A 23,851-nucleotide genomic window follows, 5' to 3' on the forward strand; every position below is an offset into this window, starting at 1 on the left:
GTACAGCGATCCGCGCGCATCGGGGTCGAGCACAGGATCGTGTGACTAGCGTAGAGCGCACACGCTACGGGCATGCTGAGAGGGCAATCGCATGGCAGATGACGATCGGGATCCGTCCGACTTCGAGGAGATGCTCCGGCGCATGATGTCGGGTGGGCAGGTCGACCCGGAGGCGCTCCGGGATGCGCTGTCCGGCATGGGCGGGATGCCGATCGACGCAGCCCAGATGTCCGGGTTCATGTCGCAGCTGCAGGGCATGTTCGGCGGCGACCCCTGGCAGGGCGCCCAGCAGCGCGCGCTGCACATCGCCAACCGCGACGGCCTCGGCATCGCCGACGGCTCGCGCGCGTCACTCGCGGATGCCTTCGCCCTCGCGAACCTCTGGCTCGGTGAGGCGACCACGATCTCGGAGCTCGCCTCGGCACCCCAGGCGATGACCCGCGGCGAGTGGGTCGAGAAGACCCTGCCGGTGTGGAAGGAGATCGCCGACCCGGTGTCGACGTCGATCGCGGATGCCCTCACCGGCGCGCTCGAGACGCAGGTCCCGCCCGAGATGCAGAGCATGGTGCAGGGTGCCGGCCAGCTGATGCGCGGCCTGGGCGGTTCGCTGTTCGCCGCCCAGTTCGGTCAGGTGCTGGGCCGGCTCTCGCTCGAGGTCGTCTCCGGCGGCGACGTCGGCATCCCCGTGCTCCCGGCGGGAACGGCCGCCGTGATCCCGCAGAACATCGCCGACTTCGGTGCGGGCCTGGAGATCCCGGAAGATCAGATCGCACTGTACCTGGCCGTGCGCGAGCTCGCCTACGCCCGGCTGTACCGCCACGCGAAGTGGCTGCACCTGCACGTGCTCTCCCAGATCACCGACTTCGCCCGCGGAGTCACGGTCGACGTCGAGGTGCTCGACGATCTGGCATCCCGCCTCGATCCGACGAACCCTGAGGAGCTGCGGGCGGCGATCGAGGGCGGAGCGCTGCTTCCGGCCCAGACCGAGGCGCAGCGCGAGGCGCTCGCCCGCCTCGAGAATCTGATCGCGACGATCGACGGCTGGGTCGACGTGGTGACCGAAGAGGCCACCTCGCGACTGCCCGACGGCGCGCGGCTGGCTGAAGCGGCCCGCCGGCGTCGCGCGGTGGGCGGTCCTGCCGAGGACGCCCTGGGGGCGCTCGTCGGCCTGAAGCTGCGTCCCCGGCGCCTTCGCGAGGCGTCGGCGATGTGGCGGGCGGTGACGGATGCCGTCGGCATCGCCGCACGGGATGCTCTGTGGGACTACCCCGACATCATGCCGCTCGCATCGGACATCGACGACCCGTCCGCGCTCATCGCGCGTCTGGAGGCCCTGCAGCGCGGAGAGACGCCGGAGGCGGATGAGCTCGACGAAGCACTCGCGCGCCTGCTCGACGGCGAGGACTTCGGCGCAGCAGACACCGACGCAGCAGACGGCGGCGCAGCAGACACGGACGACACGGCCGCGCCCGGCGGCGAGGACGAACCCGGCGACGACCGTCCCGAAGGCGATCGTCCGGTCTGAGCCTGAGCGTGCCCCTGAGCCTGAGCCTGAGCCTGAGCCTGGGTTGAGGGTGGTCCGGGGCACGCGATAACTCGTCCTGCACAGCCGCAGAGGAGCCCGATCCGTCCACAGATCGTCTCCTCCGGCCCCGCAGACCGCTCGCATCAGGACACAATCGGGTCATGAGCCCGATGACGCCGACGACGTTGACCCGTCTGGATCCGCGTTACCCGCTGCTCTGGCGCGATGAGGACACGGTGCAGTTCGGCCTCGAGAGCGTCGTGCGTCTGGATGTCGCCGGAGCCTGGGTCGAGCCGCTGCTGAACCGGCTGCGCACGGGCATCCGGCTCAGCTCGTTCGACGTGGTGGCGCACGGCGTGGGCGCACCGCGCGGCGAGGCACGGCGGCTGCTGGCCACCCTGCGCCCGCTGCTGGTGGACGACGCGGTGCCGGCACCGCCGTTCTGGGCCGACGGCATCAACCTCGCAGACGGGCGGGGGCAGGAGCGGCTGCGCCAGTCTCTGATCGACGAGGGTCTCGACGAGGCCGATCCGCGCTCTGCGGGCGCTGTGGCCGTCGTCATGGTCGGCGGTGCCGCCGCCGCACTGCAGCTCGCGCCCTATCTGCGCGACGACCTGCCGCACCTCCCGATCGGCTTCGAACAGGACGCCGCTGTCGTGGGTCCTCTCGTCGTACCGGGCCGCACGCCCTGCCTGTCCTGCCGCGATGCGCACGAGCGCGACCGCGACGAGGCATGGCCGCGCCTGCACGCGCAGCTCGTCGGCACGACGACGCGGGTGACCGCGGCTCGCATCGCGCACGCGGCGGCGCTCGCGGCGCGCATCGTGCGCACCCCGACGCCGTCCGCAGGGCTGATGGTGCGAGTCAGCCCTGACGGGCGGCACGCCTGGCGGTCGGTGCGACATCACGCAGAATGCCCGTGCCGCGAGCTGTCGTTCCGATCTCCGCCAGAAAGCGCGACGGAGACCTCTCCCCCCGCCCCGCTGAACGCGCCCACGACACGGCCAGCGTTCGCGCGGCCCGCGTGATCCCGACGTAGGCGAGGCGCCGCTCCTCGTCGATGTTCTCGAACGACGTCGCGTATGAGATCGGCAGCGAGCCCTCCGCCCAGCCCGCGAGCAGCACATGCGGCCACTCGAGGCCCTTCGCCGCGTGCAGCGTCGACAGGGTGACGGTCTGCAGAGTCGGCTCGTGCTGATCCTTCGCTCGCGCCATCAGATCGTCGGCGAAGACGCGCAGCGTCGTGCTCGGCGGTGCCTCCTCGGCCAGTCGCAGGATCGCGCGGCGCGCCTCCCACCCGTCCCGCTGCGCGCCGCCGGCCTGCGGGGGCTCGTCGGTGAGACCCAGGCCGCGCAGCACATCGCGCACGGTGGGCAGGAAACCCGCGTCGTTGGGCGCGACGGCAGCGCCGCGCAGCGCGAGCACCGCCTGGCGCACCTCGGGCATGTCGAAGAAGCGCGTGCCGCCGAGAACACTCGTCGCGATGCCGCGCGCGGCGAGAGCCTGCTGCAGCACCGCCGACTGCGCATGTGCGCGGTAGAGCACGGCGATGTCGGAGGCGGCAGCACCGCCGGCGATGCGGCGCACGATGGTGTCGGCGATGCCGGCGGCCTCGTCCGACTCGCTGTCGTACGCCGTGACGGTCGGCGCCTCGTCGTCCTCCGCCGGCGCGCCGGCGGGCGTCAGTGCGAGCGCACCGGGCCGCCCCTTCATCAGCGCGTTCGCGGCCGTCAGGATCGACGCCTGCGAGCGGTAGTTCGTCTCGAGCCGCACGACCGTCGCGTCGACGTACCGGCGCTCGAACTCGAGCAGGTACCGCTGCTGCGCACCGGCGAACGAGTAGATGGTCTGGCTCGCGTCGCCCACCACGCAGATGTCGCGCCGATCGCCGAGCCACAGCTCGAGCAGCCGATTCTGCAGGGGCGACACGTCCTGGAACTCGTCGACCGTGAAATGGCGGTACTGCTCGTGCACGGCGGCGGCGACGCGCGGCTCCGCCTCGAGCATCCCCGCGCAGGCGAGCAGCACGTCCTCGAAGTCGAGCTGGCGACGCTCGTCCTTGAGCGCCTCGTATGCCGTCTGCAGCTCGATCAGCTGCTCAGGGCGGATGCCGCTGACCGGCCGCTGCAGTTCGGCGTACTGCTCGATCGACATCATCGAGACCTTGCGCCACTCGATCTCCGCGGCGACGTCGCGCAGGGTGGCGGTGCTCGGCCGCAGACGCATGGCGTCGGCGGCCTGTCCGAGCATCCTCACCTTGTTGTCGATGAGCGACGGAGCGGAGTCACCCGCGACGGTCGGCCAGAAGAAGTTCAGCTGCTTGAGCGCAGCGGCGTGGAAGGTGCGCGCGGCGACCCCGCCGACGCCGAGCGCGCGCAGGCGCCCGCGCAGCTCCCCGGCGGCCTTCGCCGTGAACGTCACCGCCATCACGCGCTGCGGCGAGTATGCGCCGGTGTCGACGCCGTGCGCGATGCGGTGCGTGATGACCCGCGTCTTGCCCGTACCGGCACCGGCGAGAACGGCGACCGGGCCGCGCAGCATCGAGGCGGCCTCGCGCTGACGCTCGTCGAGGGCATCCAGGGCGCTCACTTCGGCTCGCTGCGCTCGCTCAGCACACCGCGCTTCAGCTCGCCCCGATGCCAGTCCTCGATCAGCCGGCGGGCGATCGACGATCGGCTCGGCAGGCCGACCGGGCCCTCGCCGGCGAGTGCACGTCCGATCTCGTCGCGGGTCAGCCAGCGCACGTCGATGATCTCCTCGCCGTCTGCCGCCACGTCCTCGTCGGCGGCGACCGCGCGGAACCCGACCATCAGCGAGCGCGGGTACGGCCAGGGCTGCGACGAGACGTAGTGCAGCTCGCGCAGCCGCACGCCGGCCTCCTCCGCGAGTTCGCGGTGCACGGTCGACTCCATCGACTCCCCCGCCTCCACGAACCCGGCGAAGCACGAGTACATGGTGCCGCGCCAGGCGGCGTTGGCGCCGAGCAGCAGCCGTTCGCCGTCGGGGCTCTCGACCGCGACGATCACGGCGGGGTCGGTGCGCGGGAAGTGCTGCGCGTCACACCCGTCGCAGTGCCGAGACCATCCGGCGTTGCGCAGCTCGAGCAGGGTGCCGCACCGGCTGCAGTGGCGCACATCGACCAGCCACGCGGCGAGGGCGACCGCCGTGACGAAGATCTCGGCCTCGAGCGGATCGAGCATGCCGCCGACCTCGCGCAGCCCCAGCCAGGTCTCCTCCGGCGCCGCGTCGATGCTCTCGTGCTCGGGCGGGACGGATGCGAGAAGCAGCGCCGCACCGTCGGCATCGCGCCCCAGCAGAGCCCACTCCGCGTCGCCGACCTCGGCGACCCTGGCCCGCACGACAGCCCGGTCGGCGATGCGAAGTCGACGATCGCGGACGACGACGACCCTGGTGCCCTCGGCCGCTCGCAGCGTGTCGATCGCTCCGGGCTGTGCGCGCAGCTCGGCCGCCCTGTCGAGGGTGTCGGACCTGGTGCTCATGCGTCCTCCTGCTCTCGTGCGGCCGTCCCGGAACGCGACGTATGCCGCGGCACTCGCGTGGCGTGGACGCCAACTGTGCGAGGGCAGACCTACGCTGGGGAGCATGGCTCGCTCTCCTTTCACTCTAGTGGCGGCGGTCACGGCCGCTGTGCCCGGGGCGGAGGTCACGGGCGCTCGCGCCCTGACCGCGGATGGCGACGGGAGGTTCGACTCCGCCATCGCCACACTCGCCGACGGCAGCGAGCTCGTGATCCGCGTCGCCGCCGACGACTCGGCAGCCGTCGAACTCGCCGAGGAGGCGCTCGCGCTGCGCGCTCTGACCGCCGGCGCGAGGGAGATCCTGCCCTTCCGGGTGCCCACCGCGATGGGAGAGACCCGGGTCGGCGACGCGCGTGCGCTCGTCACCGATCTCATGCCCGGCTTCCAGATCGAAGCCGCGCACGTTCCCCCCGGGCGCGGTGCCGCCGTCTCGATCGGGCGGTCGATCGCCGCCGTGCACACCCTGCCGCCGTCGGTCGTTCGCGCGGCCGGGTTGAGCGTGCGCGACGCCGCCGCGGTGCGTGCGGAGACAGAGCAGCTGGTGGATCGGGCATCCGCGACGGGGCGGGTGCCGGTACGGCTCAGCGCGCGCTGGCGCAGCGCCGTCGCCGACGACGACCTGTGGCGCTTCGAGAGCGCCGTGACGCTCGGCGGCATACAGGCACTCTCCTTCCTGTTCGAGGACGATCCGCACGACGGCCCGCAGGTGGTCGCGGTGCTCGGCTGGCGCGGACTCGCGGTCGGCGATCCGGCGGAGGACCTCGGCTGGCTGTCCGGTGCTCCGGAGGCCGCACCCGACGTGCTCGCCGCGTACACGGCCGCGTCGCAGCGTGCGACCGACGACGCGCTGCAGGCGCGCGCCCGCCTGCACGCCGAGCTCGAGTTCGCCCGCTGGCTCGTGCACGGCGACGAGCTGCGCCGGCCCGACATCGTCGACGACGCCGCCGCCCTGCTGGAGTCGCTCAGCTCGGGTCTGCGCGGTGACGACCTGCGGGTGACCGCCACGTACACCGGCGGTGTCGACTCGGCGCTCGATGTGCTCGACCGCGTGCCCGCGACCGCCTCCAACGACATCGACACGTCGATGCAGACGGACGCGTATCGCCCCGAGGATCTGTGGCACGAGGCCGAGCCGGACGACCAGGAAGACCAGCAGGACCAGGGCGACCAGCAGCACCAGGGCGACCAGCAGAACCAGGAAGACCAAGGCGACCAGGAAGACCAGGGCGACGGTCGCGGACCTGCCCGGCCCGTGTCGTCCGCCGGTGCTCCGCGCGCAGACGGCGAGGCGAGTCGGACGCAGGAGCAGGGCGACGCGGCGCACGCGTCGTGGGAGCAGCCCACGCAGGATCTCTCCGACGTCGCCGGTGTCCGCGGGTCGACCCGTGTCGACGACGGCAGCGCCGCGGCGACGGATGCCGGGGCCGCGGCGGCCGCCGATCGCTCAGCGTCCCCCGACCCGGACTCGGACGAAGCTCAGCGGGCGGCTCGTGCTGCACTCCAACGCTGGACGAGGTCCGACTCCGAATAGACGCGGTCGTCGCGGATGACGAGGTCGTCAGCGACGTAGAACAGCGCCACATCGATCTCCTCCAGCGGCACGCCGAACCGGCGGTGGTAGGCCAGCCGGTAGAGCGCCAGCTGCAGCATGCGCTCCTCTCGCTCGGCGGGCGTGCGTGGTGCCCGGCCGGTCTTCCAGTCGACGATCTCGATGCGTCCGCCGCGGTCCTCGCGGCGGTAGACCGCGTCGAGCTTGCAGATGACGATGTGGCCCCCGCCCACCGCCGCATCGTCGCCTTCGCCGAACGCGAAGTCGATCTCGATCTCGACCGCTATCGGCTGCAGCGGCGCCCATTCGCTGCGCTCGAACACTGCCCGCAGCTCGGCGAGGGAGCGTTCGTCGTCGCTGCCGAGATGGGTCGGCGGCGCCGCGTCCGCACCGTCGTCGTCGAGCTCCCAGAGAGCGCTCTCGACGGTGGAGCTCGCACCGACCAGTCCTGAGCGGTGCTCGACCCACGCGTGGAACAGGGTGCCGATGCGGGTCTGCGTGTACGGCCGCTCGGGCATCGGCCGTCCGAGATCGCGCAGCGTGCCGCGATAGTCGGTGACCCAGTCCTTGAACCGCGACGCCGGGACGCGCGTCGGCACCTCGGCCGGTGCGCCCTGCTGCCGCTCCGCGCGCTCGACGAGCAGTCGCGCCAGCTGCTCGGTGGGCGCGGGCCGCTCCGGGCGGTCCAGCGCCGCGCGCGCCTCCTGCTCGGCAGCGGCGACGCGCGGTCGGCGGTCGCCCAGGGGGTCCATCGGCCACGAGCGGGTCATGCCGGGTCCGTCGTACGGGTTGTCTTCGGGGTCGACCCCGTCGATCGGATCGAGGCCGAGCACATCGATCGCGTCCAGCAGGTACGCGCTGGCCTGGCGCGGCTTCACCTGGCCCGCCCAGTGCGCGCCGGAGAGCAGCAGATCGCTGCGCGCACGGGTGAACGCCACGTACGCGAGTCGCCGCTCCTCCTGCTGCTGGTAGTCGCGGTACTCGTTCTTGAACCGGCGCAGCGCGCCGCCGTTCGGGTAGGCCTTCGTCACCCCCGCGGCGAGCGCGTCGAGCGCGGCCTTGTGGCGCTTGGCGGGAACGTCGCCGGCGGCATCCATCTCGGCCTGCGGATCCCACCGGAAGACGGGCAGCGCATCGCGGTCGCCGCGCAGCGCGAAGGGGACCACGCCGAATCCGAACCATCCGGCGGTGTCCTGCGGGCGCCCCGGCAGCTCGCCGTCGACGAGCCGCACGACGGCGACCGCGTCCCACTCGAGTCCCTTCGAGCCGTGGATCGTGAGCAGCTGCACCACGCCGGGCTCGGGGGGTTCGGGCCGCGGCATGAGCTCGTCGGTGCTCTCGGCCTTGTCGAGCCAGGCGAGCAGACTGCCGATCGTGCCGCGGTCGTCGGCGCTGAGGAACGCGCGCACCTCATCGGCGAATGCGCGCAGCTGAGTGGCGGCGATCCGCGCGGGACCGCGCGACTCGTTCGCGGCGAGCTCGATATCGAGCCGCAGCTCGAGCTCGATCATCCGGATCAGCTCGGGGATGGGCAGGCCCGCCGCCCTTCTCAGCCGTTCGAGGATCTCCCCCGCCGCGCGCATCCGTCGACGCCCCTCGGGGCTGATCGCCGAGATCAGCCGGTAGTCGTCGGGAGCCGCGCGCAGGAAGTCGACGGCGTCGACGATCGACACGGCCTCGTCCGCCCCGCGCGAGGCACGCAGCCGCTGCCGCACCTCGTCGGAGAGCCGAGACAGGTCGGCGTCGCGTCCGGCGAGCGCGGTCGCGAGGTCGTAGAGCGCGGCCATGTCGGCGACGCCGATCGCGAACCGAGGGCCGACGAGAAGACGGATGAGGGCCGAACCCGCCGTGGGGTCGTGGATCACCCGCAGCATGGAGACGACGTCGACCACCTCCGGCGTCGACAGCAGCCCGCCCAGACCGAGGATCCGGTGCGGGATGCCCTGCCGCGCCAGCGCGGCGGCGAAGGTCTGCATGTGACGTTTGGACCGGAACAGGATCGCTCCCGTGTGCGCGCGGTCGGGATTCGACTGCTCGTGCTCGCGCCGCCGAGCCGCGAACCACGCGGCAACCTGTTCGGCCTCATCATCGACGGTGTGCGGGAAGCGCACCTCGACCCTGCCCCGCCCTGCGCCGGGACGCGGCTCGAGCGCCGGCACGTCCAGACCGGCGCGCGCGAGCGGCTCCAGCACGCGATTGGCGACATCGAGGATGCGCGTGTCGTTGCGCCAGCTCGTCATCAGGCTGTACGTGGTGGCGGGCTGATCGTGGGCGAACGCACGACTGAACGCGTAGAGGTTGTCGGCGCTGGCCCCTCGCCAGCCGTAGATCGACTGGTGCGGGTCGCCGACAGCCATCACCGCGCTGTCGCGGAACAGGGCGGCGAGGAATCGCGTCTGGATGACCGACGTGTCCTGATACTCGTCGAGCAGCACGACACGATGCTGTTCGCGCAGATCGGCGCGCACATCGGGGGCGCTCTCGACGATGTCGAACGCCCCGCCGACCTGGTCGGCGAAGTCGAGCACGCCGCGGCGCTGCTTCTCGGCCATGTAGTCGCGCACGAGACGCGCGAGCACGGGGATGCTGCGCAGATTCAGCGCCGCGGTGTCGACGTCTCGATTGGTGCGGTACGGCTCGAACGCGGCGGCCTGTTCTGCTGCGATCCGCTCGACGTCCGCGAGGTCGGCACGGTGGTCGAGCACCTCGGCGGCGAGCTTCTGCACCGCGTCGATGACGCCGCCGAGCGACCGGTCGATCTCTTCGAGGTCGGGGATGTCGGCTCGCAGCACCACGGCGCGCGCGATGAGCCACGAGGCGGACTGACTGAGCATGGCCGCCTCGGGGTCGCGTCCGATGCGAGCGGCATGCTCGCGCACGATGCTGTCGGCGAACGCGTTGTAGGTGGACACTCTCGGGCGGACCAGCAGATCCTCCGCCGAGCGCGGCGTACGCGGGTCCCACCCCGTGCCGTAGCGCTCGGCGAGCTCGTCGAGCACCTGCACGCGCACCGCGTCGCGCTGCGGGCCGGCGACGGCGGCGTGCACGCGTCGCAGCGCGTCGTCGGCGACGATCTCGGCGAGGTGCGGCAGAAGCCCGCGCCGCGCGAAGTGGTCGATCATCTCGAGCCGGATGCCGATGCGCTCGGCCAGTTCGCCGGCGGCCTTGCGCGTGAACGTCAGACCGAGCACCTCGTCGGGACGCACCCTGCCGTTCGCGACGAGCCAGACGACGCGACCGGACATCGTCTCCGTCTTGCCGCTGCCTGCCCCGGCCACGACGAGCGCCGGGCTCGGCGGCGCCTCGATCACCCGCTGCTGAGCCGCGGTGGGAACCGGGAGGCCGAGCGCGAGGGCGATGGTCTCGGCCGAGATCGTGGCCACGCCGGTGAGCGTGCCGCCCGTCATGAGCTCACCGCCGGAACCGTGTGGATGTGGCAGGGCGAGACCCGCACCTGGGTGTCGGCGCAGTGCGCCTCGACCTGTGCCGTGAAGCTGCTGGCCGCCATGCCACGGCCGGCGGCGGTCACCCGCTGCAGGAATGCCGCTCGCGCCTCGTCGCCGAGGGTGTGCTGATGGGCGACACGGTACTGCGCCTTGCCGACCGTCTTCGAGACGATGACCAGTCGGGCGCCCGCGAGCGCGTCGGCGGGCGCACCCTCCAGCAGTCCCTCCTGCACCGCGATCTGGTACGCGGCGAGCTGTGCGTGCTCACGCACGTTGGCCTCGGTGTCGGGCTCGTACTTCCCGGTCTTCAGATCCACCACCACCACCCGCTCGCCCGCTGCGCTCATCCGCTCCCACTTCTGCCCTCGGGCCGCGTCGTGCTCCCCGGCACCGGCGGGGTACACCTCGACACGGTCGATGACACCGCTGACCAGGGCCCTCGGGCTCGCATCCGGCGTCGGGCCGCTGCCCGCGTCCTCGCCGCGGGAGTGCAGCGCGTCGGCATCCTCGGCGGCGAGCACGGCGCCGCTCTCCAGATCGACCGTGAAACGGAACGGCGCCTCCGCGCCGACCACCCGCCCGCCGTCTCTCGACACCTCCCCCAGGTACGCGCGCAGCCGCTCGAGGTACAGGTCGGCGCGGCGGCGCTCCTTCCGACCGATCCACGCGGTCTCGAAGTCGAGCTCAGGCCAGTGCTCGTCGATGACGGCCCGCATCGCGTCGGGGTCGCCGTCCGGCACCTTCTCCAGCACCTCGTGCACGATCGTGCCGATACCTGCCGACGGCGGCATGACGGTGTCACCGCCGAGCGAGGCGACGACCCAGTTCAGCCCGCACTCCTCGAAGGCCTCGAGCCGCGAGGGCGACACCCGCACCGGCGCGGCCTGCAGATCGCGTAGCGGCGCCGTGCTGGAGCGCTGGGTGACGCCGTACCAGTCGTCGACGTGCGCGCCGGGCACACCCTCTTCGGCGAGGATCCGCAGCTGTCCGGCCGCGAATGCGCGCTCCGCCTGATCGGGCGAGGTCGTCAGCGTGCGACGGTGGCGCGCGACGAGACCGCGCAGCGTCAGCGGGTGCGCGAAGCGCACCTCGTCCTCCTCGACCGGCGGCGGCGCCGGCAGGAACGAGAAGAACGGGCTCGGCGTCATGTCGTCGTCGTCCACGGCCGACACGACGAGCCTGGTGCGCGCCCGCGAGATCGCGCGCACGAAGAGCCGCAGCTCGTCGTGCAGCGCAGCCCTGCGCCGATCCAGCACGCCCGGCACGGTCTCGGGCTCACCGGAGCGCGCCGCGGAGATCGCCTCACCCAGCCGCCAGGTCTCGAGCATGCCGCCACGCAGCCGGACGTTCGGCCAGATGCCGTCCTGCACACCCGCGACGACGACGGCCTCGAACTCGGTGCCGAGGGCGGTCGCCGGTGTCAGCAGCGTCACGAGGCCGGGTCGGTCTGGCGTCGAGAGGGTGTCTTCGGGCACCTCGCTGTCGAGGATGTCGCGGATGAACAGCGCGGGCTTCTCCTGCGGGGAGCGCTCCACGAACCGCTTCGCCGCGTCGAAGAGCGCGACCAGGCTGTCGAGCGAGCGCGAGATCTCGGCACCGCCGGGCTGGTCGGCCGCGACGCGCCATGCGACCTGCAGCGAGCCGCCGCCGACCGAGCGGGCGCGGTCCCACACCGTCCACAGCAGCTCGTGGATCGTGCCGCCCGCCGCGCCCTGGTCGTGCAGCATCCGGAGGGTCTCCGCGAATCGCTGCGCGATCCGTGCCTCCGGCGCGTCCACCCGGTCGAAGAGATGCGGGAACTGCATCGCCTCTCTGAGCAGCTCCCGAGCCGGTGTCGATCCGCCCTGCTCGAGCTCCACGTGCCGCAGGCGTGCGCGCAGCCGGCGCAGGCCGACGGCGTCGAGACCTCCGAACGGGGAGGTGAGGGTCTCGGCGAGCAGGTCGGAGGCGCGCTCGTCCGGCGGCGTGAGCCCGAGCCGCACGATCTCCACGATCTCGCGCACGATCCCCTCGCTGCCCAGCGGACGCGGCACGCCGGCGGCTCTGGTCGGCACCTCGCGGGCAGAGAGCTCCGCCTCGAGCATGACGATCTGGCGCGTGTCGTGGGCGATGACGGCCAGGCGACTCCACGGGATGCCATCGCTGAGGTGCCAGTCGCGCAGCACGGCTGCGACGCGATCGACCTCCTCGTGCGGTGACGGCGCGATCAGCGTGCGCACCCCGGTGCCGTCGGTCTGGTCGGGCGCGCGCCGATGATCGACGCGACCGGCGACGCCGATGGCCTGCGTGACGGTGCGGGTGAGGGCGGTCAGCGCGGGGCTCTGTCGATGCGCGACCTCGAGCACGTGCACGTCGCCCAGCACGTGCGCGAGCTCGGCGAACAGCTGCGGGCTCGCACCGCGGAAGGCACCGGACGAGATGTCGGGGTCGCCGAACGCCAGCACCGCGACGCCGCGCGAGCGCAGCGCGCTCACCAGCCGCACTCCCCCGCGGGTGAGCTCCTGCGCGTCATCGATCAGCACCACGCGCAGCCCGGCCAGCGGCCCGAGCGCGACCGGCTCCGCCGTGTGCAGGATCGCGGTGGCCTCGGCGAGGAGTTCGGGCACATCCCGATGCGCGACGCGCATGCCGCCCATCACCTCGCGGTACTCGGTGAGGAAGTCATCGGCGGCGCGCCAGACCTCACGCTCCGAGCCGGCGAGCTCACCGGGGCGCACACCGAGCTCGGTGCACTCGGCGAGGAAGGCCCGCAGCTCCGACCGGAATCCCTTCGAGGCGCGCACCGCCGGGCTCAGCGCGTCGGGCCAGCGACGCAGCCCGTCCTCCGCGTCGCCGGCGAGCAGATCAGCGAGGATGCGATCCTGGTCGGCGCCGGTGAGCAGCGCGGGCGGCTCGTGACCGGCGTGCACCATCGCACCGCGCACGAGCTGGAAGGCGAACGACCCGAGCGAGCGCGCGAGCGGGCCGGGCGTCGCCTGGTCGACCCGCACGCCGATCCGGTCGCGCAGCGCCGTGGCGGCCTGACGGCTCGGGGTGAGCACGAGCACCTCGTCGGCGCTCACACCGGCGGCGAGCAGGTGCACGACACGATCGATCAGGGCGGTCGTCTTCCCCGTGCCGGGCGCGCCGATGATGACTCCGGATGCGGTGGCATCACCGTTCACGACGGCGAGCTGCGCGGCATCCGGGATCATGCTTCCACGGTATAGCGGCCCGCCGACACCGCGCGCAGCGGCCGGATGCGGCACGACTGTGCGCCCACGGCGAAATCGTGTGCGACCGCGGACCCGGCGCGGGACCAGCCGGTAGAGTTGCCGGTGTTCGTCCAACCCGAGGAGATCGCGTGGAAATCCGCATCGGCATCATCAACACCGGTCGTGAGCTGAGCTTCGACACCTCCAGCACGGCTGACGAGGTGCGCTCCCAGGTGGTCTCCGCCCTCGAGCAGAACGCCAGCCACATCAGCCTCACCGATGCGAAGGGCAGCTCGTACATCGTGCCCACCGCGAACCTGGCCTACATCGAGCTGGGCACCGAGGAGTCGCGCCGCGTCGGCTTCTTCGCCTGACATGTACATCCTGCTCGCCCTGATCGCGGCGTGCTCCCTGGGCGTCGCCCTGCATTTCGCGCTGCCGCAGCGTCAGCTGCGCGGCGTCGCGGTGACACCGGCGATCGCGACCGCCACGACCGCCGCCGTCTACACGATCATGCAGTGGACGGGCGTCGGCGAGGGCGACGTGCTGCTCTGGGTCGTGAGCATCGGCGCGGGTCTCGCGCTGGCCGCGGCATCCACCCTCGTCCTGACGTCGCAGCGCACGCGCCGCGACACGCTCGAGAAGCAGTCGCTCGGCATCTGACGCGATCGCCGCCGGATGCGCATGCGGCCCGGAATGCTACGAGGCGAGCCCCATGGCATCCATCCGCCTGGCGTGCGCGCCCATCAGCTCGGTGTACACCGGCTCGATCCGCTGATCGTCGGCGACCAGTCGCCCCGGCCGCAGTGCGTCGCGGCACACCAGCAGGGTGTCGCCGACCAGGCGACGCCCCCACATCGACAGCAGCGAGCGCCATTCGTCGTCGCTCTCGATCGTCTCCTGGATGATCGAGACGATCTCCCCGCCCCGGTCGTCCTGGCGCAGGATGGCGGCGACCCGCTCCCCGGTCTCGCCGTAGCTGCCTGCCAGCGCGAGGTAGAAGTCGTCCAGCATCCCCGCGGTGAGGTACACCGCGAGCAGTGTCTCCTCCTGCCGCTCGCCGATGGTCTTGCGGCGGAACTCGTCGAGGTTCTCGCGGAACGGCAGCATCACCTGCGTCGGATCGTCGCCGCGTTCGGCGATCACCTGCACGATGCCGCGGTGCTTGTCGAGCGCGGCTCCGGCGGCGCGCGAGAGCGCCTCCTTGCGGGCCAGCTCCTGAGTGCCGCGGATGCCTCGGCTGAGCGTCTCGAAATAGCCGAGCTGCAGGTACGCGGCCTGCCCGAGGAACCGATTCAGCTCCGGGGCGAGCTCGGCGAAGTCGACGCGCGTCGTGCCGCTCGCCTCCCCGCGGCTGCGCAGCTTCAGCGTGCGCCGCTGGGGCGCGCGCTTCCAGAACCAGTTGACCACGAGCCCACACTACTGGGCGCGGGGCCGTCCTCCGGTAGGCTTGTCCCGTCCTGCCATCGGAGCAGGGCCCCGCGCCTGGCATGAACTGAGACGGCGTGGATCCGTTACGAGGCGCCCCCGTGGCATACGCCGCGCTCGCGCCGGACAGGCAAGAGAACACTGTGACTTCATTCGCTGATCTGGGAATCGATCAGGACATCATCGACGCGCTCGCCGCGAAGGGGATCGTCGATGCGTTCCCCATCCAGGAGCAGACCATTCCGCTCGGCCTTCCCGGCCAGGACATCATCGGCCAGGCCAAGACCGGAACGGGCAAGACGTTCGGCTTCGGCATCCCCGTGGTGCAGCGGCTCGGCCAGAACCCCGAGCACGGCGTCAAGGCGCTCATCGTGGTGCCCACCCGCGAGCTGGCCGTGCAGGTCTACGAGGACATGGACCTGCTCACGTCGAACCGCTCCACCAGTGTGGTCGCGATCTACGGCGGCAAGGCATACGAGGGCCAGATCGACCAGCTGAAGGCCGGCGCGCAGATCGTCGTCGGCACGCCAGGGCGTCTCATCGACCTGGCCAACCAGCGGCTGCTCGACCTCTCGAACGCGACCGAGGTCGTGCTCGACGAGGCGGACAAGATGCTCGACCTCGGGTTCCTCGCCGACATCGAGAAGATCTTCTCGAAGGTTCCGCCCGTGCGGCACACCCAGCTGTTCTCGGCGACCATGCCCGGTCCCATCGTGGCGCTGGCGCGCCGGTTCATGTCGAACCCGATCCACATCCGCGCCACCGATCCGGATGAGGGCCTGACGCAGGCGAACATCAAGCACATCGTCTACCGGGCGCACTCGCTCGACAAGGACGAGATCATCGCCCGCATCCTGCAGGCCGAAGGCCGGGGCAAGACCGTCATCTTCACCCGCACCAAGCGCGCCGCCCAGAAGCTCGTCGACGAGCTCGGCGACCGGGGCTTCAACGTCGGCGGCGTGCACGGCGACATGGGCCAGGAGCAGCGCGAGCGCTCGATGGCGGCGTTCAAGGCCGGCAAGCGCGACGTGCTGGTCGCCACCGACGTCGCCGCCCGCGGCATCGACGTGGACGACGTCACGCACGTCATCAACCACACCATCCCCGACGAGGACAAGACCTACCTGCACCGCGCCGGCCGCACCGGCCGCGCGGGCAAGACGGGCATCGCCGTCACCTTCGTCGACTGGGACGACCTGCACAAGTGGGCCCTGATCAACCGCGCGCTGGAGTTCGGCCAGCCCGAGCCCGTCGAGACCTATTCGTCGAGCCCGCACCTGTACAGCGACCTGAACATCCCCGAGGGCACCAAGGGACGCTTGGTGACCGCACCGAAGGCCGAGAAGCCGGCGTCGGAGCGTCGTCAGCGTCAGCCGCAGAAGGCAGCGGAAGCCGCCGCCGAGGGCACCGACGAGGGTGCGACCAAGCGGCGCCGTCGCCGCCGTCGCAGCTCGGAGGGCGACAAGGTCGGCTCCACCTTCGCCGAGGGCGCGGAGAGCACCGAGCAGCAGGCATCCGGCTCCTCGTCGCCCGCAGAACGCGAGGCGGACGGGGCGGGCACGCACGACGGCGACGCGACCGGCGAGCACCGCGACGGCAAGCCGGCGCCGCAGCGTCGTCGCCGTCGTCGGCGCAGCGGCGGTGCGGCCCCCAGCGGCGCCTGACCCCTCACGCTCATCGAGGCCTCTCCTGCTCAGCGGGAGGGGCCTCGATCGCGTCTCAGGGGGTGCGGGGCGATGCGCCGCTCGCGCGCTCGACGATGCGGGCGACCATCTCGTCTGAGGTGGTGTTCTCCCCGGGGCGGTTGGGTTTGCCCGCGCCGTGGTAGTCGCTGGATCCGGTGACGATGAGGTCGTGACGCGCGGCGATCTGACGCAGCCGGCGCTTGCCCTCGGCGGTGTTCTCGCGGTGATCCACCTCGAAGCCGGCGAGCCCCTCGTCGATCAGCCGCTCGATGTACGTCAGCGGCATCATCCGGTCGCGTCCTGCCGTGACGGGATGCGCGATCACGGCCACTCCCCCGGCGCGCGTGATCAGACGCACCGCCGCCAGCGGGTCGGGTGCATAGTGCGGCTCGTAGTAGCCCTCGCGCGGATGCAGGATGCCCTCGAACGCCTCCGTGCGGTCCCGGACGATGCCCCGCGCGACGAGCGCGTCGGCGATGTGCGGACGGCCCACCGTGGCATCCGGGGTCGTCTGCGCCAGCACGTCGTCCCAGCCGAGGTCGTAGTCGCGACCGATGCTGCGCACGATCCGCTCCGCGCGACCGACCCGGTCGCTGCGGATGCGATCGGTCTCGGCGACGAGGTCGGGGTCGTCGGGATCGAAGAGGTACCCGAGCACGTGGACGCTGCGCCACTCGTGCTTGGCCGAGAGCTCCATGCCGGGCAGGAACGTCATGCCCAGCGAGACCGCGGCATCCCCCGCCTCCTGCCAGCCGGTCGTGCGGTCGTGGTCGGTGAGGGCGGCGGTGCGGATGCCGTGGCCGTGCGCTTGACGCATCACCTCGGCCGGCGGCTCGGTGCCGTCGGAGTGATTGGAGTGCAGATGCAGGTCGCTCGGTCCCGGAGGGCGGGTGGAGGGGCCTGACGTCATCCTCCGAGGGTACCGCCAGCGATGACGCAGACGTCTCCTCTAGGATTTCGGACGATGCTACGACTCGTCGGAATCCTCCTCACGGTGCTGTTCGCCATCGCGACGGCGGTTCTCGTGTGGCCGCAGTTCTTCCATCTCGAGCTCACCTTCCCGATCACTCAGATCATCGCCTCCCGCATCGCGCTCGCGGTCGCCTTCCTGGTGGTCGCCCTGGTCGCCGCCCTGCTGCTCCTGGCGAGGCCGCTACGCGGCTTCGCGGCTTCGATCCTCGTCGTGGCGCTGGTCGGAGCCGGCTCGATCGGCGTGATCGGGGCCACTCGCGGATACGGCTCGGATGCCCTGCCGCAGAAGACCGATGAGGCGGTGCGCGTGCTCACATGGAACACCGCGGGCGCCGCCGTGTCAGCCGACACGATCGCCGGTGTCATCGCCGACCAGCAGATCGACGTCGTGTCGCTGCCCGAGACCGCGGAGGAGGTCGGCGAGCAGATCGCGATCATGATGCGCGATGCCGGACGCCCGATGTGGGTGCACCACGTCAACATCCAGCCCGAGGTGCCGGACGGGCCGCAGGCCTGGCAGACGACGATCCTGATCTCGGCCGACCTCGGTGAGTACTCGGTGATCGACTCGTCGCTGGACGGATCGAGCAACACCGGATCGGTACCGAGCGCCGTGGCGATGCCCGTCGACGGCACAGGTCCCACCATCGTGGCCGTGCATGCCGTGGCGCCTCGCCAGGGCGACATGTCGCAGTGGCGGTCGGACCTGGAGTGGATCGCCGACCAGTGCCCGGAAGGCGAGTTCATCCTCGCGGGGGACTTCAACGCGACGCTCGACCACATGGCATCGTTCGGCATCGACGGCGGCACCATGGGCCGTTGCATCGACGCCGCTGCGAGCACCGGCAACGGCATGGTCGGCACGTGGCCGGCGAGCCTGCCGCATCTGGCCGGCGCACCCATCGACCACATCATGTCGAGCCCGGAATGGCAGGCGACCGGAACGCTCGTGCTCGAGGACGCGGGCGGCAGCGACCATCGGGCGATCGTCGCTCAGCTGGAGCCGGCGGGTCGGTAGCCGGGCGGCGCGCGGCATGCGTCGCGCGTCCGCCGGGGCGCTGCGGCAGGGTGCCCTGTCGGCGACGAGTGACACAATGGATGCATGACCAGCGCAGACACCGACGCCGCCGTCGAGACCCCCGCCGAGGCTGTCGCAGCGGAGAAGAACCCCCGCAAGCAGCCGTTCCCCCGTGGATTCCTCGAGACGATCTCGACCGGATGGGCCGAACGCCCTGAGTCCATGCCCGCACCGCGCGCCCAGGCGGCGTACGCCGCGGCCCGTCGCGCGAAGGTCTCGGCTGCCTTCCCCGGAGAGCGCCTGGTCGTACCGGCCGGATCGTTCAAGCAGCGCAGCAACGACACCGACTACCCGTTCCGCGCACACTCCGCCTTCGTCCACCTCACGGGGTGGGCGAACGAATCCGAGCCCGACTCGCTGCTCGTCTTCGAGCCGACCGAGAACGGACACGAGGTCACGCTGTACTTCCGCGAGCGTGCCGACCGCACCACCAGCGAGTTCTACTCGGATGCCACGATCGGCGAGTTCTGGATCGGGGCGCGCCCCTCGCTCGCAGGCGTCGCCGCAGACCTCGACGTCGCGACCGCCCACGTGGATTCGTTCGTCGCCGGGGATGACGACCTCGTCGTCGACGTCGACGAGGAGCTCACCCGCTTCGTCTCGGAGCTGCGCCTGGTCAAGGACGAGTTCGAGATCGCCGAGATGCGGCATGCGGTCGCGGTCACGGCATCCGGATTCGACGACATCATCCGCGACTTCGACCGCGCGATCGCGCACCCCCGAGGCGAGCGCATCGTCGAGGGAGTCTTCCACCAGCGCGCCCGCAGCGACGGGCACTGGGAGGGCTACGACACGATCGCCGCGTCGGGCCATCACGCCTGCTACCTGCACTGGACGCGCAACGACGGCGCCGTCGTACCGGGCGATCTGATCCTGATCGACGCCGGTGTCGAGGTCGACAGCCAGTACACCGCCGACATCACCCGCACCCTGCCGGTGAACGGCACGTTCTCAGACGTGCAGCGCCGCGTGTACGAGGTCGTGCTCGAGGCCGCGGACGCCGCGTTCGCCGTCGCGAAGCCCGGAGTGCGCTTCCGCGCGCTGCACGAAGCCGCGATGGACGTGATCGCGCGCCGCACCGCGGAGTGGGGCCTGCTGCCCGTCTCCGCAGAGGAGGCTCTGGATGCCGACAACGGCGGCCAGCACCGCCGTTACATGGTGCACGGCACCTCGCACCACCTCGGCATCGATGTGCACGACTGCGCGCAGGCGCGCCGCGAGATGTACTACGACGGGGTGCTCGAAGAGGGCATGGTCTTCACCATCGAACCGGGTCTGTACTTCCAGATCGACGACCTGACCGTGCCGGAGGAGCTGCGCGGCATCGGCGTGCGCATCGAGGACGACATCCTGATGACCGCCGACGGCCCCGTGAACCTGTCGGCCGACATCCCCCGCACGGTCGAGGACGTCGAGGCGTGGATCGCGCGGCTGCGGAAGAGCTGAGCCGCTGAGCGCGGTTCATCCGCTGGGTCAGCGCCGCAGCGAATATCGCGCCGGCACGGACGCTCATCCGCGCCGGCATGCGGCCGGAGCGCCACGGCATCGAGGATGAGTGGCACGCGGAACGTGGGTGGACTGAGGACCGGGGCTACGCACTGCTCGCACACGAAAGGTGATCTTCGAGCAGTTCCTGCTGTCGATGCCGTACCGGACGGAAGAACGCGACAGCCTCCTTCGTTATCTCTTCGTGATCTTCCGGACGCGATTATCGATCGAATTCTTGTTCGAATGTCGGTGGTCGCTCGCACAATTGAGTCATGGCCCTCTTCATCGACATCGACGCTCAGGTCGCGGTTCTGCGCGACCTGCTCGGCGCAGATGCGGATGTGCAGGATCTGTCGGCGCGGATGTCGTCGTTCCCGGGCGAGAAGCTGGTCGAGGCGCTGGGCGCAGCGGCGGCGCTGGTGCGCGCGGCGGAGCGGATCGGGATCGTCGGCGCGGGCATCGTCGCCGCCCGGTCCACGCGCGAGGCGGGGCAGGACGGGCTGGCGCAGTCCCGCGGTCACCGCTCTCCCGCAGCGCTCGTGCAGGAGCTCACCGGAAGCAGCCATGCCGATGCGCAGCGGCAGGTACGGCTGGGCCAGTCCATCCTCGACAGCGACGTCCCCACTGCGGCGGAGGGGAATGAGACGTCGTGGAGCGGCCACGACGCCGTCCCTGTGCTCTCTGACACGGCGCCTCCCCGGATGCCCTGGCATGCGCCACTGTCGGCGGCGCTGCTGCAGGGGCGTCTCTCCCCGGCGCAGCAGGATGCGATCCAGCGCGGCCTCAGCCAGCCGACCGATGACTCCGACGACACGCACGCCGCCTGGACGGCAGCGGCAGAGCAGCTCATCGCCGACGCCGGCTGCCGCACCGTCGAAGAGCTTCGCATCCAAGCCCGGGCGATCCGGGACCACCTCGACCCCGAGGGCGCTGCGCGCCGGTTCGCAGAGCGGTACGAACGGCGCAGCTTCCGCACCTGGATCGACGCCGACGGACGCGAGCGCGGGCACATCGAGTTCGAAGACGAAGGCGCCGCCTGGATGAGAGCGATCCGTGACGCGGCTCTGCGCCCACGTCGCGGGGGCCCGCGGTTCGTCGACTCCGACGAGGCGAACAATGCTCGAGATCTCGCCGCCGACTCTCGGACCAACAATCAGCTGTTCTACGACCTGCTCATCGATCTGCTTCGTGCGGGCGCGCTCGCTGACGCGAAAGACGTCTTCGGCGCACGCCAGGCCGGAGTGCGGCTCGTGCAGGTGCAGGCCGCCGACGGCACCCCGACCAGCGCGCGCACCGAGGACTACGGCATGCCGTTTCCGTTCGCCAGCATCCAGCAGCACGTGTGCGAGAGCGGAACCGTGCAGGTCACCATCGATTCCCGCGGCAATCCGCTCGACGCGGGCCGAGAACACCGACTCTTCACTCCCCCGCAGCGCATCGCGCTCGCCATCCGAGACGGCGGATGCCGCTGGCGAGGCTGTGACCGCCCCGCGTCGTACGGTGAAGCCCATCACATCGACGAATGGCATGCCGACCGGGGTCGCACCGATATCGACCGTGGCATCCTGCTCTGCAGACATCACCATATGCAGCTGCACCACGGCGGATGGCGCATCACTCGAGAAGGGAAAGGCGAGTTCCTGCTGCATCCGCCCGGCGGAGAACCGGCCATCCCCCTGCGTGCACGCGCAGCACTCGTCGCAGCCTGGGCCGGAATCGACCCTCCGCCCCGGCGCTTCCGACCCGCGATCGCGTGAGATTGTGCGACGGGGCGGGATGCTGCACCGCCGGCGACGTCGGCGACATGGTGGGCCTCAGGTGAGCACCACCGGCCGACCAGGACTCGCCACCCTCCCCGCTCTGCTTCCGAACGAAGCCGAGTTGCGTCGACAGCCACGGCGAACCTGACGCCGACAGGCCATCTGCCAGCCACAGCTCGATGTGATGGAGCCCGATGCTCACCTCTGCGCGTGCCGTCGCTCGACCTCGTCGATGAACGCCACCACCAACGGCGCCAGTTCCGCGCCGATGACGTCAGCCGGCCGCTTGGCACCCTTCACCTCGAACGAGTGCCCACCGCCGTCGATCCACGCGATCCTGGCATCCGGACACGACGCCACCGCTTCCTCCAGCTGCGCCAGCGGCTGCACGAACGGGTCATTCGTGCCTTCGACGAACAGCTGGGGCGCACGCACGGCGGGCAGATGCTCGACCCTCGGTTTCTCCGGCTTGCCGGGCGGGTGCAGGGGGTACCCGAGGTACACGAGCCCATTCACGTCGAGACCGTCCGCGACAGCCATCGACGCCATCCTGCCGCCGTACGACTTGCCGCATGCCCAGATCGCAGCCTCGGGCCGCTCGGAGCGGATCATCGCCACCACTGCACGCCAGGTCAGCACGGCGTGCGCGGCCGGCCCTGGCATCCGCCGACCCGCCTCGACATAGGGGAAGTTGAAGCGCACCGTCGTGAATCCCTCGGCGCGCAGCGCACCGGCGAAACCGAGCAGGAACGGATGATCCATGCCCGCGCCGGCGCCGTGCGCGATCGCGACGACACCGCGCGACTCGCCATCCGGCTCCTCCCACGCTGTCGACACCGTCACCGATCCCGCCGGCAGCGGCACCTCGACCGCCATCAGGCGCTCCTCACGAATGGAAGGCGCACGATCTCACCGCGACGCGCGCGCCGCAGGGCGACCAGCACCACCACGAGATGCACGACGCACACCATCACATACAGCAGAAGCGGGATGCCCTGCGGAAGGAGACCCGTCGCCGGAGCACTCGGCTGCGTCAACCGCACCAGCCCGACAATCAACTGCAGAAGAAGCAGCGCGGTCGACACGATCAGGAACAGCCGTCCCCACGAGCGGGCGAGAGCGGCGTTCTGCTTCGCCACCGGGCCCTGCCGCGACAGCGAGTCATGGGCCGCGATCATGCCGCCGCCGGCGGCCAAGGGCCCGAGGAACGGAACCGGCAGCAGCACGAGCAGACCCAGCGCCCACGCCGAAGCGCCCGTCGCCCGGCCGCTCGAGCCCGTCATCGCGGGTCGGTCGGATTCGACAGGTCGCTGCCCGCGGCGGGCTTCGGGGCGGACCCGGGGTCGGCCCCCTCGATGCCGGGCTCCGCACCCGGAAGCGGTGGCTTGGGCGGAACGACCGGACCGCCGGTCGTTCCCGGAGCCGGGTCCGGGGCGGGAGCGGGATCCGGGACGGGGGCCGGAGCCGGAGCCGGAGCAGGAGCGGGATCGGCGACGGGCTGCGGCGACGGAGAGGCGGGTCCGGCCGGCGTCGACGGACCGGACTCGTCCGCCGGGCCGGCCGAACCGCCCTGACCAGCGGAACCGCCCTGGCCCGCCGAGCCACCCTGACCTGCCGGCGGAACGCGCTCGCCGTACCGCGGCGGCTCGCTGAGGTCGACCGGCGGACGCACGCTCTGCGCGCGCTCCGGACCCACGACGCCCCGCGCCTTGGTCAGCGACGCGGGCTGCACCCGCACCTCGTAGTGATCGGCCAGCATCTGCATCATGCTCGCGAAATCACGACGGCGACGCACGATCGAGTACGTCACCAGACTCATGATCATGCCGAGCGCGACACCGATGAGCAGGAACCCGAGGAAGAGCGAGATCGGGGCATCCGGCGTGCCGAACAGCATGATGGCCGACAGCAGCAGACCGATCAGCACGCCGTTGGTCGCGCCCGACCGCGCGGCGGCTGCGTATCCGAGCTTGCCGGTCACGCGCTCGACCGTGCGCACGCCCTCACCGACGATGGCGATGTCACGCGCAGGCACCTCTCCTGCGATCAGCTTCGAGACGATCTTCTGGGCGGCCTCGTAGTCCTTCGTCGAGGCGATCACCTCGCCGAGGTCGGTGCCTTTTCCCGGTCGATTCAGCATGCTCATCCGGCCATTGTCCCATCGACCCCTGTGCGCCGTCACCCGCC

The 23,851-nt window shown here is 71.3% G+C and carries 17 protein-coding genes; 8 read left to right on the forward strand and 9 right to left on the reverse strand.

Annotation, left to right across the window (positions count from 1 at the left end; all coding sequences use genetic code 11):
* Window positions 1–91: 91 nt before the first annotated feature.
* Window positions 92–1,525 (forward strand): zinc-dependent metalloprotease, encoded by a 1,434-nt coding sequence (locus H9633_RS01755; RefSeq protein ID WP_191711877.1) that lies wholly within the window; start codon window positions 92–94, stop codon window positions 1,523–1,525.
* A gap of 864 nt (window positions 1,526–2,389) precedes the next feature.
* On the opposite strand, the gene H9633_RS01760 is transcribed toward H9633_RS01755, so the two are convergent.
* Both H9633_RS01760 and nudC read right to left on the reverse strand, forming a co-directional pair.
* Window positions 2,390–4,114, reverse strand: coding sequence for an ATP-dependent helicase (locus H9633_RS01760; protein WP_191711878.1), 1,725 nt, complete (start codon window positions 4,112–4,114; stop codon window positions 2,390–2,392).
* Window positions 4,111–5,025, reverse strand: a complete 915-nt coding sequence (gene nudC / locus H9633_RS01765) for an NAD(+) diphosphatase (RefSeq protein WP_191711879.1) — start codon at window positions 5,023–5,025, stop codon at window positions 4,111–4,113. The genes H9633_RS01760 and nudC overlap by 4 nt, the downstream gene beginning before the upstream one ends.
* A 103-nt stretch (window positions 5,026–5,128) precedes the next feature.
* Here nudC and H9633_RS01770 point away from each other — a divergent pair, with 103 nt between their 5' ends.
* Window positions 5,129–6,595: a protein kinase family protein gene (locus H9633_RS01770; protein ID WP_191711880.1), complete on the forward strand. Its 1,467-nt coding sequence runs from the start codon at window positions 5,129–5,131 to the stop codon at window positions 6,593–6,595.
* Here H9633_RS01770 and H9633_RS01775 read toward each other — a convergent pair.
* Together H9633_RS01775 and H9633_RS01780 are read right to left on the reverse strand one after the other, a co-directional pair.
* Window positions 6,541–10,020: an ATP-dependent DNA helicase gene (locus H9633_RS01775; RefSeq protein WP_191711881.1), complete on the reverse strand. Its 3,480-nt coding sequence runs from the start codon at window positions 10,018–10,020 to the stop codon at window positions 6,541–6,543. The genes H9633_RS01770 and H9633_RS01775 overlap by 55 nt on opposite strands.
* A complete protein-coding gene (locus H9633_RS01780; RefSeq protein ID WP_191711882.1) occupies window positions 10,017–13,253 on the reverse strand; it encodes an ATP-dependent helicase in 3,237 nt (1,078 codons plus the stop codon). Before H9633_RS01780 ends, H9633_RS01775 begins: the two co-directional genes overlap by 4 nt.
* Window positions 13,254–13,402: 149 nt before the next feature.
* Between H9633_RS01780 and H9633_RS01785 the strand changes: the two genes are divergently transcribed.
* A complete protein-coding gene (locus H9633_RS01785; RefSeq protein WP_071642725.1) occupies window positions 13,403–13,627 on the forward strand; it encodes a DUF3107 domain-containing protein in 225 nt (74 codons plus the stop codon).
* Window position 13,628: 1 nt separating this feature from the next.
* Window positions 13,629–13,916, forward strand: coding sequence for a hypothetical protein (locus tag H9633_RS01790; protein WP_071642723.1), 288 nt, complete (start codon window positions 13,629–13,631; stop codon window positions 13,914–13,916).
* Window positions 13,917–13,952: 36 nt separating this feature from the next.
* On the opposite strand, the gene H9633_RS01795 is transcribed toward H9633_RS01790, so the two are convergent.
* The gene (locus H9633_RS01795; protein ID WP_071642720.1) at window positions 13,953–14,663 is read right to left on the reverse strand and encodes a ferritin-like fold-containing protein; all 711 of its coding nucleotides are present in this window, start codon (window positions 14,661–14,663) and stop codon (window positions 13,953–13,955) included.
* Window positions 14,664–14,824: 161 nt separating this feature from the next.
* Here H9633_RS01795 and H9633_RS01800 point away from each other — a divergent pair, with 161 nt between their 5' ends.
* Window positions 14,825–16,345, forward strand: coding sequence for a DEAD/DEAH box helicase (locus H9633_RS01800; RefSeq protein ID WP_071642749.1), 1,521 nt, complete (start codon window positions 14,825–14,827; stop codon window positions 16,343–16,345).
* A gap of 55 nt (window positions 16,346–16,400) precedes the next feature.
* On the opposite strand, the gene H9633_RS01805 is transcribed toward H9633_RS01800, so the two are convergent.
* Window positions 16,401–17,276, reverse strand: coding sequence for a PHP domain-containing protein (locus H9633_RS01805; RefSeq protein WP_191711883.1), 876 nt, complete (start codon window positions 17,274–17,276; stop codon window positions 16,401–16,403).
* Window positions 17,277–17,330: 54 nt separating this feature from the next.
* On the opposite strand from H9633_RS01805, the gene H9633_RS01810 reads away from it, so the two are divergent.
* From H9633_RS01810 to H9633_RS01820, 3 genes are all read left to right on the forward strand, one after another.
* Window positions 17,331–18,356 carry an endonuclease/exonuclease/phosphatase family protein gene (locus tag H9633_RS01810; protein WP_191711884.1) on the forward strand — a complete coding sequence of 342 codons (1,026 nt, stop codon included), beginning with the start codon at window positions 17,331–17,333 and terminating at the stop codon, window positions 18,354–18,356.
* 84 nt (window positions 18,357–18,440) lie between these two features.
* A complete protein-coding gene (locus H9633_RS01815; protein ID WP_191711885.1) occupies window positions 18,441–19,862 on the forward strand; it encodes an aminopeptidase P family protein in 1,422 nt (473 codons plus the stop codon).
* Window positions 19,863–20,176: 314 nt separating this feature from the next.
* The gene (locus H9633_RS01820; protein ID WP_191711886.1) at window positions 20,177–21,661 is read left to right on the forward strand and encodes an HNH endonuclease signature motif containing protein; all 1,485 of its coding nucleotides are present in this window, start codon (window positions 20,177–20,179) and stop codon (window positions 21,659–21,661) included.
* A gap of 201 nt (window positions 21,662–21,862) precedes the next feature.
* On the opposite strand, the gene H9633_RS01825 is transcribed toward H9633_RS01820, so the two are convergent.
* The 3 genes from H9633_RS01825 to H9633_RS12910 are packed head-to-tail and all read right to left on the reverse strand — an operon-like array spanning window position 21,863 to window position 23,810.
* Window positions 21,863–22,540, reverse strand: a complete 678-nt coding sequence (locus tag H9633_RS01825; RefSeq protein ID WP_191711887.1) for an alpha/beta hydrolase family protein — start codon at window positions 22,538–22,540, stop codon at window positions 21,863–21,865.
* Entirely contained in the window at window positions 22,540–22,947 is a 408-nt protein-coding gene (locus H9633_RS01830; RefSeq protein ID WP_191711888.1) for a hypothetical protein, read from the reverse strand. The genes H9633_RS01825 and H9633_RS01830 overlap by 1 nt, the downstream gene beginning before the upstream one ends.
* Window positions 22,944–23,810 carry a general stress protein gene (locus tag H9633_RS12910; RefSeq protein WP_225211028.1) on the reverse strand — a complete coding sequence of 289 codons (867 nt, stop codon included), beginning with the start codon at window positions 23,808–23,810 and terminating at the stop codon, window positions 22,944–22,946. The genes H9633_RS01830 and H9633_RS12910 overlap by 4 nt, the downstream gene beginning before the upstream one ends.
* Window positions 23,811–23,851: the final 41 nt, after the last annotated feature.

Source organism: Microbacterium commune (assembly GCF_014836945.1).
Classification (GTDB): Bacteria; Actinomycetota; Actinomycetes; order Actinomycetales; family Microbacteriaceae; genus Microbacterium; species Microbacterium commune.

Coding starts and splice junctions, on each gene's coding strand:
- H9633_RS01755 (WP_191711877.1), top strand. CDS start 92: ATGGCAGATGACGATCGGGATCCGTCCGACTTCGAGGAGATGCTCCGG.
- nudC (WP_191711879.1), bottom strand. CDS start 5,025: ATGAGCACCAGGTCCGACACCCTCGACAGGGCGGCCGAGCTGCGCGCA.
- H9633_RS01770 (WP_191711880.1), top strand. CDS start 5,129: ATGGCTCGCTCTCCTTTCACTCTAGTGGCGGCGGTCACGGCCGCTGTG.
- H9633_RS01775 (WP_191711881.1), bottom strand. CDS start 10,020: ATGACGGGCGGCACGCTCACCGGCGTGGCCACGATCTCGGCCGAGACC.
- H9633_RS01780 (WP_191711882.1), bottom strand. CDS start 13,253: ATGATCCCGGATGCCGCGCAGCTCGCCGTCGTGAACGGTGATGCCACC.
- H9633_RS01790 (WP_071642723.1), top strand. CDS start 13,629: ATGTACATCCTGCTCGCCCTGATCGCGGCGTGCTCCCTGGGCGTCGCC.
- H9633_RS01805 (WP_191711883.1), bottom strand. CDS start 17,276: ATGACGTCAGGCCCCTCCACCCGCCCTCCGGGACCGAGCGACCTGCAT.
- H9633_RS01810 (WP_191711884.1), top strand. CDS start 17,331: ATGCTACGACTCGTCGGAATCCTCCTCACGGTGCTGTTCGCCATCGCG.
- H9633_RS01815 (WP_191711885.1), top strand. CDS start 18,441: ATGACCAGCGCAGACACCGACGCCGCCGTCGAGACCCCCGCCGAGGCT.
- H9633_RS01820 (WP_191711886.1), top strand. CDS start 20,177: ATGGCCCTCTTCATCGACATCGACGCTCAGGTCGCGGTTCTGCGCGAC.
- H9633_RS01825 (WP_191711887.1), bottom strand. CDS start 22,540: ATGGCGGTCGAGGTGCCGCTGCCGGCGGGATCGGTGACGGTGTCGACA.
- H9633_RS01830 (WP_191711888.1), bottom strand. CDS start 22,947: ATGACGGGCTCGAGCGGCCGGGCGACGGGCGCTTCGGCGTGGGCGCTG.
- H9633_RS12910 (WP_225211028.1), bottom strand. CDS start 23,810: ATGAGCATGCTGAATCGACCGGGAAAAGGCACCGACCTCGGCGAGGTG.